Source organism: Nitrincola tapanii (genome assembly GCF_008368715.1).
In the GTDB taxonomy this organism is placed as follows: Bacteria; Pseudomonadota; Gammaproteobacteria; order Pseudomonadales; family Balneatricaceae; genus Nitrincola; species Nitrincola tapanii.
Genome location: NZ_SMRS01000001.1, coordinates 1 through 17,271, shown reverse-complemented (window position 1 = coordinate 17,271; position 17,271 = coordinate 1). Strand labels below are relative to the sequence as shown.

General features: G+C 49.9%; 16 protein-coding genes and 1 rRNA gene. 8 read left to right on the top strand and 9 right to left on the bottom strand.

The features are described from left to right. Positions 1-30 precede the first annotated feature (30 nt). Both E1H14_RS00085 and gshA read left to right on the top strand, forming a co-directional pair. Positions 31-2,160 (top strand): Tex family protein, encoded by a 2,130-nt coding sequence (locus E1H14_RS00085; RefSeq protein WP_149389434.1) that lies wholly within the window; start codon positions 31-33, stop codon positions 2,158-2,160. Positions 2,161-2,285: 125 nt separating this feature from the next. Beyond that, the gene (gene gshA / locus E1H14_RS00080; RefSeq protein ID WP_149389433.1) at positions 2,286-3,854 is read left to right on the top strand and encodes a glutamate--cysteine ligase; all 1,569 of its coding nucleotides are present in this window, start codon (positions 2,286-2,288) and stop codon (positions 3,852-3,854) included. An 82-nt stretch (positions 3,855-3,936) separates the two neighbouring features. Here gshA and E1H14_RS00075 read toward each other — a convergent pair whose 3' ends face one another. After that, positions 3,937-4,332 (bottom strand): flagellar basal body-associated FliL family protein, encoded by a 396-nt coding sequence (locus tag E1H14_RS00075; RefSeq protein WP_149389432.1) that lies wholly within the window; start codon positions 4,330-4,332, stop codon positions 3,937-3,939. A gap of 187 nt (positions 4,333-4,519) precedes the next feature. Here E1H14_RS00075 and rsd point away from each other — a divergent pair, with 187 nt between their 5' ends. Both rsd and E1H14_RS00065 read left to right on the top strand, forming a co-directional pair. After that, positions 4,520-4,999 (top strand): sigma D regulator, encoded by a 480-nt coding sequence (gene rsd / locus E1H14_RS00070; RefSeq protein ID WP_149389431.1) that lies wholly within the window; start codon positions 4,520-4,522, stop codon positions 4,997-4,999. Beyond that, positions 4,996-5,967, top strand: coding sequence for a WD40 repeat domain-containing protein (locus E1H14_RS00065; protein ID WP_149389430.1), 972 nt, complete (start codon positions 4,996-4,998; stop codon positions 5,965-5,967). The genes rsd and E1H14_RS00065 overlap by 4 nt, the downstream gene beginning before the upstream one ends. Before the next feature lie 22 nt (positions 5,968-5,989). On the opposite strand, the gene E1H14_RS00060 is transcribed toward E1H14_RS00065, so the two are convergent. Both E1H14_RS00060 and E1H14_RS00055 read right to left on the bottom strand, forming a co-directional pair. Then, a complete protein-coding gene (locus tag E1H14_RS00060) occupies positions 5,990-6,691 on the bottom strand; it encodes an FKBP-type peptidyl-prolyl cis-trans isomerase (RefSeq protein WP_149389429.1) in 702 nt (233 codons plus the stop codon). Between the two features lie 91 nt (positions 6,692-6,782). Then, a complete protein-coding gene (locus E1H14_RS00055) occupies positions 6,783-7,277 on the bottom strand; it encodes a TIGR02444 family protein (protein WP_149389428.1) in 495 nt (164 codons plus the stop codon). 20 nt (positions 7,278-7,297) lie between these two features. On the opposite strand from E1H14_RS00055, the gene E1H14_RS00050 reads away from it, so the two are divergent. After that, positions 7,298-9,223: an ATP-binding cassette domain-containing protein gene (locus tag E1H14_RS00050; protein ID WP_149389427.1), complete on the top strand. Its 1,926-nt coding sequence runs from the start codon at positions 7,298-7,300 to the stop codon at positions 9,221-9,223. Between the two features lie 48 nt (positions 9,224-9,271). On the opposite strand, the gene E1H14_RS00045 is transcribed toward E1H14_RS00050, so the two are convergent. Then, positions 9,272-10,573: an HDOD domain-containing protein gene (locus E1H14_RS00045; protein ID WP_160141991.1), complete on the bottom strand. Its 1,302-nt coding sequence runs from the start codon at positions 10,571-10,573 to the stop codon at positions 9,272-9,274. A gap of 97 nt (positions 10,574-10,670) precedes the next feature. Between E1H14_RS00045 and E1H14_RS00040 the strand changes: the two genes are divergently transcribed. After that, positions 10,671-11,153 carry an asparaginase domain-containing protein gene (locus E1H14_RS00040; RefSeq protein WP_149389425.1) on the top strand — a complete coding sequence of 161 codons (483 nt, stop codon included), beginning with the start codon at positions 10,671-10,673 and terminating at the stop codon, positions 11,151-11,153. 24 nt (positions 11,154-11,177) lie between these two features. Here the strand turns inward: E1H14_RS00040 and E1H14_RS00035 are convergent, their stop codons facing one another. The 3 genes from E1H14_RS00035 to gmk form a co-directional block, all read right to left on the bottom strand. Then, positions 11,178-13,304, bottom strand: coding sequence for a RelA/SpoT family protein (locus E1H14_RS00035; protein WP_149389424.1), 2,127 nt, complete (start codon positions 13,302-13,304; stop codon positions 11,178-11,180). An 80-nt stretch (positions 13,305-13,384) separates the two neighbouring features. Then, the gene (rpoZ, locus tag E1H14_RS00030) at positions 13,385-13,597 is read right to left on the bottom strand and encodes a DNA-directed RNA polymerase subunit omega (RefSeq protein WP_149389423.1); all 213 of its coding nucleotides are present in this window, start codon (positions 13,595-13,597) and stop codon (positions 13,385-13,387) included. Positions 13,598-13,651: 54 nt separating this feature from the next. Further along, positions 13,652-14,272, bottom strand: a complete 621-nt coding sequence (gene gmk / locus E1H14_RS00025) for a guanylate kinase (RefSeq protein WP_149389422.1) — start codon at positions 14,270-14,272, stop codon at positions 13,652-13,654. A 225-nt stretch (positions 14,273-14,497) separates the two neighbouring features. Between gmk and rph the strand changes: the two genes are divergently transcribed. Then, a complete protein-coding gene (rph, locus tag E1H14_RS00020) occupies positions 14,498-15,268 on the top strand; it encodes a ribonuclease PH (RefSeq protein WP_149389421.1) in 771 nt (256 codons plus the stop codon). Between the two features lie 102 nt (positions 15,269-15,370). Here rph and E1H14_RS00015 read toward each other — a convergent pair whose 3' ends face one another. Then, positions 15,371-16,144, bottom strand: a complete 774-nt coding sequence (locus E1H14_RS00015; RefSeq protein ID WP_149389420.1) for an exodeoxyribonuclease III — start codon at positions 16,142-16,144, stop codon at positions 15,371-15,373. A gap of 162 nt (positions 16,145-16,306) precedes the next feature. On the opposite strand from E1H14_RS00015, the gene pyrE reads away from it, so the two are divergent. Next, positions 16,307-16,951 (top strand): orotate phosphoribosyltransferase, encoded by a 645-nt coding sequence (gene pyrE, locus E1H14_RS00010; RefSeq protein WP_149389419.1) that lies wholly within the window; start codon positions 16,307-16,309, stop codon positions 16,949-16,951. Between the two features lie 214 nt (positions 16,952-17,165). Here the strand turns inward: pyrE and rrf are convergent. Further along, positions 17,166-17,271 (bottom strand): 5S ribosomal RNA (rrf, locus tag E1H14_RS00005); the annotation flags it as partial.

The following is a 17,271-nucleotide window of genomic DNA, read 5'->3' as shown; positions in this document are numbered from 1 at the left end:
ATCTCGTGACTACTTTCTCGTGAGCGACAGATGAACCTAGATACCCAACTGGCGCAGGAACTTGGCGTCAAACCCAGCCAGGTGCAAGCCACCTTAAAACTACTGGATGATGGCGCGACCGTGCCGTTTATTGCACGCTATCGTAAGGAAGCCACGGGGGGATTGGATGATACTCAGTTGCGCCAGCTCGAGCAGCGCTTAGGGTATTTACGCGAACTCAATCAACGCCGTGAAGCGATTTTCCAGCAACTCCGTAGCCAAAACCAACTCAGCCCAGAGCTAGAGCAGGCTCTGCTCAGTGCCGACAGCAAAGCTCGCCTAGAAGATATCTACCTGCCATTTCGACCGAAGCGCCGCAACAAAGCTCAAGAAGCTCGCGAAGCCGGACTGGAACCCCTAGCCTTAGCCCTGCTGGCTTCGCCCTATACTGACGCCAAAAACCTCGCTGCAAAATGTCCCGATCCAGAAACGGCTCTGTTAGGGGCACGCGAAATCTTACTGGAAAAACTCAGTGAGCACGCCGATCTACTCAGCAATTTGCGTTTAGTTTTATGGAAACAGAGCCAGCTCTGCTCTCAGGTGGTACGCGGCAAAAAAGATCCTCAGAGTAAATTCCTCGACTATTTTGACTATCAGGAAACTCTCGCAAAAGTACCTTCACATCGTGCTCTCGCCGTGTTTCGTGGCCAAGCAGAAGGTGTGCTGAAAGTCAGCTTGGCTCCGCCTGCTCCTCCAGGCTTTGATCCTCTGCTGAGCTTAAAACGTGCCTGGAAACTGCCTACCTCACCTCTGAGCGCTTGGATGCAGGAAACTCTGTCCCTCTGCTGGAGCCGTCGCCTCTGGCCGATGCTGGAAAAAGATCTACTCAAGCAGCTACAAGAACAGGCGGAGAGTGAAGCGATTGAGGTCTTTGCACGCAATCTACGCGATCTTTTACTGGCTTCTCCGGCCGGTGCACGTATAACGCTTGGCTTGGATCCCGGTTTACGCACCGGCACCAAACTCGCCATCGTTGATGCAACGGGCAAACTCCTCGCCTGGGATACGCTTTATCCCCACGCGCCGCACCACCGCCGTGAAGAAGCCTTAAAGCGTTTGCGTCAGCTCATCGAGCACTATCGTGTGACCTTGATCGCCATCGGTAACGGGACGGCCTCTCGTGAAACCGAAACCCTTGTCCGCGAACTGTTACAAGATCCCAAGCTTAAAGGTGTTAGCAGCATGTTGGTGAGCGAGGCGGGGGCTTCAGTTTACTCCGCTTCAGCGCTGGCCGCGGCAGAGTTCCCCGATCTGGATGTCAGCCTGAGAGGTGCTGTATCGATTGCACGACGCTTACAAGACCCCTTAGCGGAGCTGGTTAAAATTGATCCAGAAGCGATCGGGGTCGGGCAGTATCAACATGACTTGCATCCGAAGCACTTAAGACAACGTCTTGATGCGGTCGTGGTCGATTGTGTGAACCACGTCGGTGTCGATCTGAACACCGCCTCCGTCGCACTCTTGCAGCGTGTTGCCGGGCTGAATGAAACCTTAGCGCTCAGCCTCGTCAATTGGCGCGACCAGCAGGGCGCTTTCCAAGATCGTAAGGCATTGTTAAAAGTTCCACGCCTTGGCCCAAAAACATTTGAGCAATGTGCGGGGTTTCTGCGTATTCGTGATGGCCGCGAACCTTTAGACAACACAGCCGTACATCCAGAATCCTATGCTTTAGTGAAAGCTCTGGCAAAACGCTTAGGGCGTCCTTTACCTGACATCCTCGGGCAAAATGAAATCCTCCAAAGCCTGAAGAGCGACCCTCAACTCCTACAAGAATGGGATGCTTACACCCTCCAAGATGTTTTACATGAATTGGCCAAACCCGGACGGGATCCCCGTCCTGAATTTCGTTCAGTGGAGTTTGACAGTCGAATTCAATCGCTTGAGGATGTGCAACCGGGACAACGCTTACAGGGAGTGATCACCAACGTCACGCCTTTTGGTGCCTTTGTGGATATAGGTGTGCATCAAGACGGCTTGATTCATATCTCACAATTAGCCGATCATTTTGTTAAAGATCCACACAGCCTCGTCAAGAGCGGACAAATTGTTCAGGTCTCGGTCTTGGAAGTGGATCTTGCACGTAGGCGCATTGCGCTCAGCATGAAAACATCGCAATCTTAAAATCTTACCTGCGGACTTTGGCAACTTAGGCCAAGAGAAAAGAGCTACGGGAAATTACTCTGCGGATTTATGCGTAGCGGGTTTATAATCCGGCATATCTGACCGCTTCTGAGAGGAACGCTATTTTGCTGGCAAAGCTAGAGCAACATCTGAATGAATTGGTGCAAACCGGTCAACACCGTTTACTAACCCAACTTCAGCATGGTTTGGAAAAGGAAGGCCTGCGTGTCGATCTCCAAGGACATCTATCACAGAAAGGCCACCCACGTGGACTCGGCTCTGCTTTAACGCATAGCGAAATCACCACGGATTATTCTGAAGCCTTATTGGAGTTTATCACCCCAGTCTTCCAGGATCCTGGAGCGATGTTGAACCATCTCGGCGATCTGCATCGCTTCAGTTATGAGATGATGCCTGATGAGCTGATCTGGGCCGGTAGCATGCCCTGCCACATCGCCAGTGAAGCCGAAATTCCTATCGCCTATTATGGTGAGTCGAATGTTGGCAAACTCAAACACATCTACCGTGTTGGCCTGCAGCATCGCTACGGCAAAATGATGCAAACGATTGCCGGCATTCATTATAACTTTTCATTACCCGAACAACTTTGGCCTGCCTATCAAACTCTTGTCGGGCAGGAGGGTGATCCGGTGGCCTTCCGCTCGGATTGTTACTTCCGCATGATCCGCAACTTCCGACGCTTTAGCTGGTTGTTACTCTATCTGTTTGGCGCTTCACCGGCGTTATGTCAGAGCTTTTTAAAGGGGCGTGAACACCGCTTAGAAAGTTTAAGCCCCGACACCCTTTACTTGCCTTATGCGACCTCTTTACGCATGAGTGATCTGGGCTACTCAAATCGAGTGCAGTCCTCATTAAATATCTGCTTCAATCATTTAAGCACCTACACCCAATCCCTAATGCAAGCGATACGCACTCCTCACCCCACCTATGAACAACTAGGGGTTAAGGTTGGCGAGGCGTACCGACAACTCAATACCAGCATTTTGCAGATTGAGAATGAGTACTACAGTGATATTCGCCCTAAACGTGTTGCCGAATCGGGCGAAAAGCCGATTCACGCACTAAGAACACGTGGCGTACAATATATTGAAGTGCGCAATACAGACATCAATCCTTTACTCCCCTTGGGCATCAGCAGTGAGCAGATGGACTTTATGGATGCCTTCCTGGTGACCTGTTTGCTCTGTGATGATCGTGAACTCAGCATGACCGAATGCAACATCATCGCCGAAAACCAGAAACGTGTCGTGAATCTTGGCCGTGCTCCGGGTTTGATTCTGTTAGACGAACGAGGTGGCGAGATTTCTCGGGATCAATTAGGTTTGGACATTCTGCGTCAGATCGAACTCACGGCTCAGGTAATGGATGAAGCACACGGCGCCGAGCGCTTCAGTCGCGCAGTAGCCGCACAATTTGAAAAGCTTAAACACCCCGCCCTGACACCTTCTGCACAGGTACTGGCGGACTTAAGTGCAGCCGGTGGCTCCTATCAGGAATGGATGCTCCGTTTGAGCCAGCAACATCGTCAGACCTTGCTGCGTGAACCTCTGTGTCCAAACCTTCGCGCTAACCTGATCTCAGAAGCGCAAGCTTCGCTGCAAGAACAAGCTAGCATCGAAGCCGCAGATACGCTGCCATTTGATGAGTTTCTGCAGCGTTACAATCAGCAGTAATCGCTAGCTATCATGGAAAACCTAGCTGAGCGCTGACAATCTGAGGTGTCAGCGCTCAGCTCAAGCAGCCAAAGCCGTATCTTTACTGAATGACCAAACTGGTGAAAAATAGATCATCCACCTGAGCTGAGCCGGTTTCCGCAATCAAAATATCCTGCACTACACGTAACGCCTTTTGTGCAAGCACAGCCTGAGCTTCCACACTCGCCAGATCCTCTTCCATCTGCTCATTCAACAAAAAATTCAGATCATTACGAATATGTGCCATATGCGCGTCCACATCATGACGCGAACCATTAGGCGCGATCTGTAAGGTGATTTCTGCTTTGACAAAACGTAAAGGTCCGCGCTGCACCTCACCAAAATTGGTCACAAATGATTTTAGTTCAACATAATTTGCATACTCGGTGATGCTCTGTGCTGAAACATTCATAGCCCAAACACACGCCAGAGCAAAAACAATACTACGCAACCTCATAAGCTTTCTCCGATGAAGCAAAATACATCTGCCGTGTTTAGCCCGACAGAGTGAAATCAGATTTAACCACCCCTGTGTTGCTGAGGACAAGGGGAGGGATTAGTATTGACTGGAAGCCTAGCTGAAACATCAGAATAAATCCTCCACCTAAAGTGGACACGGCAGGCCGAGGCGCGAGGAGCGAACCATGTTAGAAAAATGCAGAAACGCCAAAGAACGCTGGGGCGGTGTCAGCCGCATTATCGATCACTGGCTAGAACAAAGACAGAGCCTAATCTCTGCCTTCATCCGTTTGCCCGAACATAAGCTAGGGGATGAACTGAATCAGAAACTCGCCGAGTTTTGTGCCGAGTTGATCGATTATATGTCCTCTGGGCATTTTGAAGTCTACGAACAGCTGTTGCGTGAAGGCAATGATTTCCAAGATGGCAGCCTTGAGATCGCACAAGCTCTGTTGCCAGGGATTCAGCCCTCAACCGATGCCGGTTTAGACTTTAATGACCGCTATAACGGTTTTGAGCAACCCACTCTCCGTGAAATCCATGAGTTCGCGAATGATCTCTCGCGCCTAGGTGAGCACCTAGAAGAGCGCTTTGAAATTGAAGACCAGCTCATTGAACACCTGCATACGGCTCATCGTGATCTCGTCGCAGGAGTGGATGCGTGAAACGCCGCCACTTTTTATTGCTCTCTGCGGGCTTGCTCGCCGGTTGTCAGCCCGGGCGTTCAGCCAGCAGCCATTTTGCGATGACCTTGGGCGGCGCTTACTCTGCTGCCCTATCCGAAAACGGACGTTTAGGCCTGATCGGTTCCATTGAACATGGCGCGAGCCTCTGGGACCTGCGTCAAGCCGAGCGTCTATTTGATTGGAACCATCAGGCCAATCAAATCACCGAGGTCACACATGCAGGCTTCTCCCCCGATGGTGATTTTGCCGTCACCGCCACGCCTATCGAGCTGGCCTTATGGCAAACCAGTAATGGTCAAGGACTCAGTTTTTGGCGTGCTCCCTCAGAAATCCTGGATCTAGCGGTCTCGACAGCGGGTAATTTTGCTTTATTAGGACTGGCAAGCCACGAAGCTGTTCTATTTGATGTAAAGAACGGTGGGATACGCCGAACACTCGCTCACCCGGCACGGGTGCGCAGTGTGGCGCTCAGTCGAGATAACCGACTTGCGGTTACCGGCTGTGATGATTATCAAGCACGGATTTGGAATCTACAAACCGGCGAAATGATCGCCAACCAAGGCTTTGACAATCTCGTCAATTGTGTCGCAATCAGCCCAGATTCGAATAGCCTCTTCTGCTCCGCCACCCTAGCTCAAGCAAGAATTTTACGCAGCCGTGATGCCGAAACTCTACACGCCTTGAGTGGACAAGAGCGCTTTATTAAACGCCGCTTATCTTTCCTCTGCGCACGTTTTTCCAATGACAATCAGCAACTCTTGACGGGCACCGCCTCAGGGAGTGTTTTGCTTTGGGATGTCAGCTCGGGGGCTCTACTCAAGCAATGGCAGCTGACGCAACAGAAAAGTTATGGGCCGGTCAGTACGAGTGTGTATGACGTGGCTTTTGCCAGCGAAGGGGATTATCTTGCGATAGGTTCAAACGGGCTGCTCAATCGTTTTTCCTGAGCAACCCGTTCAAACAAACTGCTTACTGAGCCATATCTGGATTCACTTCCAGCAGCTCGACCTCAAATACGAGTGTTTCATTGGGTCCAATTGCGTTGCCCATTCCACCTGGACCATAAGCCAGATCCGATGGGATGACCAAGCGTGCTTTTTCACCCGCTTTCATCAACTGTAAACCTTCTGTCCAACCCGGAATCACGCCACTCAATGGGAAAGACACCGGCTCACCACGTGCATACGAACTATCAAACTCAGTACCATCTGTCAGCTGGCCACGATAATGCACCTTGACCACATCAGATGCTTTCGGTGACGCACCACGACCTGCGCTCAACTGCTCATACTGCAAACCCGAGGCGGTTGTTTTCACACCACGTTTTTTCGCATTGGCGGCCTGATAGTCTTTCCCCGCTTTTAGATTGTCATCGGCCATTTTCTGGAAGGCAGCACGCTGCTCTTCCATACGTTGCACCTGGAAGGCCTGCAAGGTTTCCCCTATCTCTTCACCACTCATCAGCTCTGCGTTTTGACCATAAACAGTCGCTACACCGGCACGAAAGGCATCCAGATTCAGCTTATCAAAATCCTGCTTGAGATTTTCACCGATCAAAACACCCAGGCTGTAACTGATTTTTTCCTCGTTGCTGGTCAACGTCTGCGCCTGAACTGAGGCGCTCGCAGCCAAGGCACCGGCAAGTGCCACGGCCAGCGTTAATTTTTTCATAACCTTTCCTTTTTGCTGTCTGATTGACATAAAGCTGTGGATATTAGTGTGCGATTTAACGTGAAAGTTCAGGGTCAGCACACAGCCCACACTAAACGCTTGGAAATATCCTGTCTACTAGCTGATGTACCTGATTTTCAGCCGGTGCCTGACCCTTAGGTAGAGACTGCTGGAAATAGACTTGCAGATTTTGCCGCGCTAAAGCGGCTGAGGAATCATGCGCGGGCTGAAAGGGGGCCTGATGCAGGCGGGATTGCCAAAGATAAGCGATCTCACGCTGCTCTGCCTGTAACTCAGCCTGTTGCAAAGTTTGGTATAAACGCTCTAGGCAGGGATCGGTCTGGAGAGATGACTTCACCTGATAACGCAACCGTCGTAAGGGCTCAAGGGTCTGCTGTTGCCAAAGATCCGCGCTCGGCATGCTGGGCCAGGCCTCAAGTTGCGTGGCTTCATCAGCCAACCAACAACAAAAAAGCACCCGATTCACACTGAGACCCAAAGATTGCCAATCTAAACAGAGTGACTGGACCTGCGGATCTTTATACACTTTCAAGGCAAACGTCCAGAATGGATTTTCCAAGCTCATACCGAGAACCCTACCCCACCATGATTCAGCTTCAAAACCTCAGTATACAACGTGGTGTCCAGCGCTTACTGGATCAAGCCAATTTAACCCTTCACAGTGGCTGGAAAGTCGGGGTGATCGGCAGTAACGGTGTGGGAAAGTCCACTTTGTTTCAATTGTTGTTGGGCGATCTCCAACCTGATGCCGGTGATCTCTTTGTGGCGGGGGATCTACGTATCTCCCATATGGCACAAGAAGTGGTTTCCAGTGAACGCTCAGCGCTCGACTATATACTGGATGGTGATCACGCTCTTCGCCAAGCCCAGGCACAGCTTGCCGCAGCAGAGGCCGCACATCAGGTCACTCAGATCGCACAGATTCATGCGGAACTGGAGCATCTTGATGCCTATCGTGCCGAGGCACGAGCCCATCAACTTTTATCTGGATTAGGTTTTTCTACAGGGGATGCTACACGTGCTGTCTCGGACTTTTCCGGTGGCTGGCGCATCCGACTCAATCTTGCACGTGCCTTAATGTGCCCTTGTGACCTCCTACTGCTCGATGAGCCCACTAACCACTTAGATTTAGATGCCTCGTTATGGCTAGAACAGTGGCTGAAAAACTATCCGGGCACCCTCCTGCTCATCTCGCATGATCGAGACTTCCTAGACAATGTCGTGAGTCATGTCGTCCATATGTATCAACAGCAGCTGACGCTCTATAAAGGCAATTACAGTGCTTTTGAACGCGCTCGTGCCGAACGCTTAGCTCAACAACAGCAGGCCTATACTAAGCAACAGGAACGCATCGCGGATATCGAGAACTTTGTCCGTCGCTTTCGCGCTAAAGCCAGCAAAGCCAAACAGGCACAGAGCCGTTTAAAAGAGCTGGAGCGAATGGAGCACATCGCTCCAGCACATATCGATAGCCCTTTCAGTTTCCAGTTTTTGAGTAGCAGCAAACTCTCCTCACCGCTACTGACACTCAAAGAAGCCGCTTTAGGTTATCATTCAGAAAGCCCGATTCTTCGTCAGGTTACTGTCACCTTAATTCCTGGACAGCGAATCGGTTTACTCGGCCCGAATGGCGCTGGCAAAAGTACACTGATCAAAACCCTAGTGGGCGATCTAGCCCCCTTACAGGGCCAAAGAGTCGCCGGTGAACATTTAAAAATCGGCTACTTTGCACAGCATCAACTTGAAGCGCTAGATCTAGAGGCCTCTGCCTTTTTGCATCTCGCCCGCCTTTCCCCCCAGGCCACGGATCAAGAAATACGCAACTTTTTAGGCAGCTTTGGTTTTGTCGGTGATGACGCCCTAGAGCCGGTCAAACGCTTTTCTGGGGGTGAAAAAGCACGCGTGGCTTTAGCCCTGATTGCTTGGCAAAAACCCAATCTCCTACTCATGGATGAACCGACCAACCATCTCGACCTCGAAGTCTGCCATGCGCTGACGCTAGCACTACAGTCCTTTGAGGGCACATTAATCCTGGTCTCGCATGATCGACATCTGTTACGCAACACGGTGGATAATTTTTGGCTAGTGGCCGAAAACCAAGTGACAGAGTTCGAGGGCGATCTAGAGGATTATCAACAATGGCTGAACCAACATCGGCGCAGCCAACAACAAGCACAAGACACGGATGCCAGCCCAAACGATCACCGCTCCTTAAGTGCCAGTGAACGCAAAGAACAGAAACGCTTGGAAGCCGAACTCAGAGCCAAACTGCGTCCATTAAAGCAGCAAGTGGCAAAACTGGATACGCGTATGCACACGCTGACTGAGCAGCTCGCACAGCTAGAAGCCCGTTTGGCCGATAGCCAACTCTATGCCATCGCACGGAAAGAAGAATTGAAGCAGCTGTTAAGTCAACAGGCTGAATTACGCCAGGCACTAGAGGAAGTGGAGATGGAGTGGTTGGAAGCGCTCGAAACCCTGGAGCAGACCGAACAACAACTGAGTGCATAGAACCACTCAATAAATCGATCAACCTAGCCCACTTTTATAGAGTGCCGGCTAGGCTTCGAACAATTCGGTCAGTGATTTTAATGCATCTTGGCTGGCACAAATCAACGCCGCCTCCTGCTGCACCCTTTCTAAACTTAACCCAAGCGCCTCCAGATCGGCAGGATTGGGCGACTCGACCGGGCCGTCAGATAAACCCTGCTCACGTAGTGCCAAACTCGTCACACGTAATAGACAGGGATAGAGAAAGTTTGTGCCCTTGAAGCCCGCGTCCTGTTGATAACGAATCGCGGTACAAACGCTATCCGGTAAGGACCAGTTTTCCAATAACCAAGCCCCGATCTGATCACGGGTGAGATTCAAGACCTGCTGCTCCACCACCGGAAAAGGCAGGTGTAGGTTGGCTTCAATATAACGGGAGAGGGTCGAAAATTGCGCCGGGAAGAGATGTGAAAGCAACAGATAGCCAAAATTGTGTAACAAGCCTGATAGATAAGCCAAACCCGGCTTAAGACGTTGCTCGGCTGGCATTTTTTTACACAAGCGTTCAGCTAGAGCCGCCATCGCAAGCGATTGTAGCCAGAAAGGCGTCGCACCTCGCACTTGTGAATCGGGCAGGTTCATAATTTTGCCCATAGCAACACCTAAAGCTAGGTTGACCACCAGATCAAAACCCAGGACACGAATTACTGCATCTTCAACCGAATCAACCCGACCCGGAGCCGCATAATAAGGAGAGGCCGCCCAGCTCATAATCTGAGCCGACAAAGAGGGATCTAACTTCACGATCTTCAGCAGATCTTCAACCTCCGCATCGGCATCAGAGCGCAGCATAATCATACGCTGCGTCGTTTGATTAAATGCCGGTAAACCTAAGGTTTCTTCCAATCTTTGCCGAACACGCAAAGCCGTAAAACGTTCCAGTGCTTGTGTAATCGCTTCCGTATCACTCGCGGTTTGGACGGATTCAATCAGCTCACAACTCAAGCCAAGCCCACCCGTTTGCAGGGATTCGGATAACCAACCCTCGCGTGCCATAAATCTCAGCCCAGTGATGGGTTCCCAGATATCATGACGTGCCGCTGGATCTAGGTTGGTATCGAGGATACAGGGCATATTAAACAGCTGCTTTTGCCCCCAAGTATTATTCAGAGCCTCTTGGCTAAAAAAACGCTGCGCATCCGCACAACTGACCGGCTGTAAGGTCCGCCCCGTCAGACGCCAAAGTGCTGAGAGATTGAGTAAGGAACTGGCCGGCAAAAGAACGAGAAGTTTTCCTTCTTTATCATGCACTAAGGTCATTCTCACGACGTGCTGACCGGAGCCACTGAGTGGTTTTGCGCCTACTGACAATTTACTCATCCTCGCTGAATAGAATACCCTTGGGTGCAAGCTGAAACTAGTTTAGCAGATGCGCTATCAAACCAAACCTTTTTGAACTGGAAAGACTATGGATCTTGAGATCTTTACCACGGGTGGAACCTTCGACAAAATTTATTTTGATGCATTAAGCGAATTTTGCATTGGGGATCCTGCCGCGACAGAGATACTGGAAACGGCTCGTGTCCAGCTAGACTACACCATCACGCCACTCCTGCGTAAAGACAGCTTGGAACTGAACGATGCAGACCGCCAACAGATCCGTGCTGCGGTGGAGACATCAACCGCGCGCCAAATCATCATCACCCATGGTACTGACACCATGATTCAGACCGCAAAGTGTCTAACCGGGATAGCGCACAAGACGATCATTCTCACCGGTGCGATGCAACCTGCAATTTGCCAAAAAAGTGATGCTGCTTTTAATCTGGGTGGAGCCTTAGCCGCCGTTCAACTCTGTCCAGAAGGCGTGTGGATTTTTATGAGTGGGCGCCTCTATGCTCCCGATCAAGTGCAGAAAAACCGTAGAGCACAGCGTTTCGAGGCTCTGTAGAAACACTGTTCAAATCGATATCCGTTAGGGGCGGGTGATTTTTAAAACTGAGCGCAATCCACGCAATTTACGGATCACTCGCGCCAAATGCACACGATTGGCAACGGCCACAACCATCTGTACTGAACACATCTGACCTTGGCGCTCGCCGCTGTCGATCTTCAGCAGATTGGCACCGGCCGCAGAAGCGGCTGTAGCGAGATTTGCGATAATCCCTCGTTGTGATTCCACCTCGATCATCAGCGTCACGGCATAGTCTTCCGACTGATTACTATCCGACCATTCAAGATAGATACACTTCTCAGGATCATCTCTTAAAGCACCAATGTTGCCACAGTCAGCACGGTGCACCACCAAGCCTTTACCCGTACTGATATGACCGATAATGGCGTCGCCTGGTATAGGTTGGCAGCATTTTGCATACTGCAATACCATGCCTTCAGCGCCTTTAATCGCTATAGGTTTGCCACTGGCTTCAACTGGCGCTTCTGCTGTTTCTTGGCTCGGGCCATCGGGTCGTAAACGCCGCGCAACCACATAGGCCATACGATGTCCCATGCCAATGTCTTCCAGCAGATCCTGCAAGGAGGCAAGTTCGGCTTCTTTAAGCAACTGAGCCAGCTTAGCTGAATCTATCTGCTCGATGCTGATACCATAGTTGCTCAAAAACTGATTGAGCAGACGACGACCCAACTCAACCGATTCATGGCGCTGCTGATTCTTCAAAAAATGGCGAATACTGGCACGCGCTTTACCGGTGACCACAAAGTTGAGCCAGGCCATATTCGGCTGTGCACGAGGGGTCGTGACAATTTCGACCGTCTGACCGCTTTCCAAAGGTTGGGATAAAGGCGCTAAACGTCGGTTAATACGACAAGAAACACAGGAGTTACCCACATCTGTATGCACCGCATAGGCAAAGTCGACAGGGGTCGCGCCACGCGGTAATTCTAAGATACGGCCTTTAGGTGTGAAGACATAGACTTCATCCGGGAAAAGATCTTTCTTAACGTGATCGATAAACTCCATAGAGTCACCGGCACGCTGTTGCATCTCCAACAAACCCTGAACCCATTTTCGGGCACGGTTATAAGAACCCACCGCACTGGCAGAGTCACCATACATTTTATAATGGCTGTGCTCTGCAATCCCCTGGCTGGCCACGGCATCCATTTCACGCGTACGAATCTGTACCTCAATGGTAATGTCTTTGGCGCCAAAAAGATCTGTGTGTAAAGATTGATAACCATTGGCCTTGGGAATAGCAATGTAATCTTTAAAGCGTCCAGGTACAGGTTTGTACAGATTATGTACCGCACCGAGGATACGATAACAATCATCGACGCTTTCTGTCACGATTCGAAAAGCAAAAACATCCATAATGTCGACGAAGGCTTTGCGCTGCGTCTTCATTTTCTTATAGATGCTATACAGGTGCTTTTCTCGCCCCGTCACCACTCCCGACAGACCTTCCATCTGTAATCGAGTCTGAATCGCTTGTTCGATCTGACTAATGATATCTCGGCGCTGACCACGTGCCTTGACCACTGCACGGCGGATATGGCGTGCTCGCATCGGGTGATACGCCTGAAACGCCAGATCCTCTAATTCGACCTGTAGATCACGCATCCCTAATCGGGCCGCCACCGGTGAATAGATATCAAGGGTTTCACGCGCAATGCGTCGCTGCTTGACGGGCGGCATGGCTCCCAGTGTCCGCATATTGTGTAAACGATCCGCCAACTTGACGATGATGACACGGATATCTTCTGCCATCGCCAGAACCATTTTCTGGAAGTTCTCAGCTTGAGCTTCTGCGCGTGTTTCAAACTCAAGATGCGTCAGCTTGGACACACCATCAACGATATCCGCAACCGGTTGACCAAACTGGCTAGAAATACCGTCATAGTTAATATCTGTATCTTCGATTACATCATGCAGCATGGCCGACATCAGGCTCTGATGATCCATGTGCATCCCTGCTAGGATAGAAGCAACAGCTAAAGGATGCGTCACATAGGGCTCGCCGCTTTTACGACGTTGGCCATCATGTGCTTGTTCCGCATAAAAATAGGCGCGACGTACCTGCTGAACCTGAGGCGGCTCAAGGTAGTCGGTTAAGCGTTGAGATAGGTCGTCAATCGTCGGCATCATTCCTCCAGACAGCTAACCCTATGAGGCTGACTTTAAGATGATGCCGCATAACGATAACGAGGGAAAGAGAAAGAAACTCAGTTATCTTCCATTACATCAAGAATGCTACGGCTGACATGACCTTCACTGATCTCACGCAAAGCCACAACCGTCGGCTTATCATTTTCCCACTCGACCTTAGGGTCTTTACCACCAGTTGCTAACTGACGTGCGCGCTTAGAGGCCACCATAACCAGTTCAAAGCGGTTTTCAACTTTATCCAAACAATCTTCAACGGTCACACGAGCCATAACCACCTCAAAACAGCGTTTAAAAAATGAACACGATAGTTTAAGGCTTCCTTATCACTCCGACAAGAGCTGAGCTAATAACTCAGCGTGACGTTGTTGCTGAGGATGCTGTTTCAGACGCTGTGCTCGGAAGATACACGCCAAATCGGCCAAAGCGTGGTCAAAGTCATCATTAATGACCAAATAATCAAATTCTGGGTAATGGCTCATTTCACTCACCGCTTCGGCCATACGTGCTGCAATCACACTGGAATCATCTTGGCCGCGCCCGGCTAAACGCTGCAATAAAGCTTCACGGCTCGGTGGCAAGATAAAAATTGAAACCGCTTGTTTAACCAGACGACGCACCTGTTGTGCACCCTGCCAATCAATTTCCAAAATCACGTCTAGGCCTTCTGCCAGACGCTGCTGCACCCAGTGTTGCGAAGTTCCATACCTATTGCCAAAGACTTCAGCATATTCAAGGAATTCACCACGGCCGACCATCTCATCAAAATGCTCAGGACTGACAAAATTATAATCCTGACCTTCTTGCTCACCTGGACGTGGTGCTCGCGTGGTATGAGAAACCGAGACCAGAACCGAAGGATCTAGCGCTAACAAGGCCTTGACTAGACTGGTTTTTCCTGCGCCAGAGGGGGCTGAGATGATATACAAACTGCCCAGAGTGTTCATGATTATTCTTGGGATCCTGTATGGGTTATGAAAAAATAGATCATAGCATTTTTTGTTTAAGGTTTAGCCTGTCTGCCTTGGCCTGGGCTGAATCCCGTGCACACGCGTATTATCTTCACGCAAACTGGATTAAAATTCTCATGACATCTTACAGCGAACTCCCACTCACAGGCTCTTTCAAGTGGGGCTACTGAACGCTTCGCTCTCCAAATATTAAGGCAGAACATGAGCTCAACTCTTTCAGAACAACTACAACATCTTGGATTGGATAAATTACGCTCAGGTGGGCGTCAAGCTGATCAGATGCGCCCAATACGCATTACTCGTCAATTCACTAAACACGCAGAAGGCTCCGTCTTGGTTGAGTTTGGTGACACCAAAGTGATTTGTACTGCAACGGTTGATCGGGGTGTACCACGCTTTCTACGCGGCTCAGGTTCTGGCTGGGTGACCGCCGAATATGGGATGCTACCACGCTCCACGCATACGCGTAATGATCGTGAAGCGACTAAGGGTAAACAGGGTGGGCGCACTATCGAAATTCAACGTTTGATTGGCCGCTCACTACGTCAAGCACTGGATTTGAAGAAACTTGGAGAAAACACCATCACGATTGATTGTGATGTGATTCAGGCAGACGGTGGTACACGCACAGCCGCGATCACCGGGGCTTGTGTTGCTTTAGTGGATGCCGTAAATGTGTTACGCCAGGACAAGAATGGTGCCGTTAAAGGCAATCCACTGAAACAGATGATCGCGGCGGTCTCGGTCGGTATGCATAAAGGGCAGGCCATCCTCGATCTGGACTATAGCGAAGACTCTAATGCTGAAACCGATATGAATGTCATTATGAATGACAAGGGCGGCTTTATTGAGGTGCAAGGCACTGCTGAGGCAGCACCCTATACACAAGATGAGTTAAACCAGATGCTTGCTCTGGCTCAGAAGGGTATCAGTGAAATCATCACCGCGCAAAAAGCCGCTTTAGAAGGCTAACACAGCATTGGCTTGAAATACTTGAAATAACCATTTCAAGATAAGCAGACGATAGATAGAGGTGTGTGGCTTTTGGCTTAACACCTCTACCTGTAAGCGAACTTAAAATCCTAGGTCGTAGTCGACAATCAACGGAGCGTGTTCAGAGAACTGCTGGTCTTTATAGATACTGGCAGACTTGATCGTTTTGCGCAGATTAGGAGTCGTGATCTGGTAATCCAGACGCGCACCCTCATTCAGCTTCCAGGCACGGTTATAGTCTGGCCACCAGGTATACTGACGCTCAGCTTTGTTCACTTGACGAAAAGCATCTACATAATCCAAGTCGCCAAACACTTCCTCTATCCAAGCACGCTCTTCAGCCAGAAAACCCGAAACACGCTGGTTAACATACCAATTACTCAGATCGACGGGCTTATGAGCAATATTCAGCGTGCCTGTAAAGATAAAATCACGACGCTTACGCAGCGTTTTCTTCAGATGTCCCATAAAGAGCTCTAGGTACTCTATTTTAGCGGCCTGGGCTTCGTCGGACTTTAACCCTGAAGGGATTGTAAAAGAGGAAATACTGAACTTATCAAAATCAGCCTGAATAAAGCGACCATTAAAATCACACTGTTCAAAGCCCAATCCGGTCATTACGGCTTTGGGAACATGGCGTGTATAGATGGCAACACCACTAAAACCGTCTTCAAAAGCATCAAAGAAATAAGCGTGATAGCCTTCTGGATGATAACGATCTCCATCTAGTTGATATTCTTTTGCACGTAAACTCTGCAAACAGACCACGTCGGCATCCTGCTTGGCCATCCAGTCAAAGAATCCTTTATCAGCGGCTTGTTCAATACCCTGCGTATTGAATGAGATCACGCGCATATACTCTTGGCCCCATTGAAGAATGAATGATGTGCAAATAACTAGAAAGAACGAATTGTATCGGGAAGTCACCTAAAAGGAAATTTATCGCGCAGCAATGGATGCAACTAGGCATCACCGCTATCATAGACAAGTCGATATTTAACTGGAGATTTACCGATCATGCTGGACTTTCAACGCGAATTTATTGAATTTGCCATCGCTCAGAAGGTATTACGCTTCGGCGAATTTACGCTCAAGTCTGGCCGTAAAAGCCCCTACTTTTTTAATGCTGGGCTATTTAATAATGGTGATGCCCTGTTAAAGCTCGGCCAAGCCTATGCTGCGGCCCTACACAACTCAGGTATCGAATATGATCTACTATTTGGACCGGCCTATAAGGGTATTCCTCTCGCCACAACAACAGCGGTAGCTTTAGCACGGGATTTTGGCCGCAGCCTACCCTATGTATTTAATCGCAAAGAAGTGAAAGATCATGGCGAAGGTGGACAGCTCGTCGGTGCGCCTTTAGAAGGCCGCGCTCTGATCGTAGATGATGTGATCACAGCAGGAACCGCCATCCGTGAGGTGATGCAACTGATACAAAGCTCACCTGGTGCCTCCGCTGCAGGGGTTTTAATCGCCTTAAACCGCGAAGAGCGAGGCCAGGGCGAACTTTCTGCCATTCAGGAAGTAGAGCGTGATTATGGCATTCCCGTCATCAGCATCATCTCTTTAAGTCAGGTTATTGAATATCTCGAAGAACAGGGCGATCAGCAGGCTGAGCTAGAAGCAATCCGTCACTATCGCCAAGCCTACGGTATCTAACTCGATCTTGACTAAGTAGAGGTTTGCTCTGGTAGACGTATTTTTGTTGAAAATCTCTTTTTAGCCCAAGCCCTAACACACCCGACCCTTCTGTCGGGTGCTTTTTATTTGCAGTAACACTTTCCCCTTTAGCGTCGTTTCTAGACTTCTCAGAATAACCTTCAAGCATAAAAAAACCCCCACCACGAAGTGATGAGGGTTTCTCGTATTAGGTGCCTGGCGATGACCTACTCTCACATGGGGAGACCCCACACTACCATCGGCGATGACGCGTTTCACGACTGAGTTCGGAATGGGATCAGGTGGTTCCACGTCTCTAT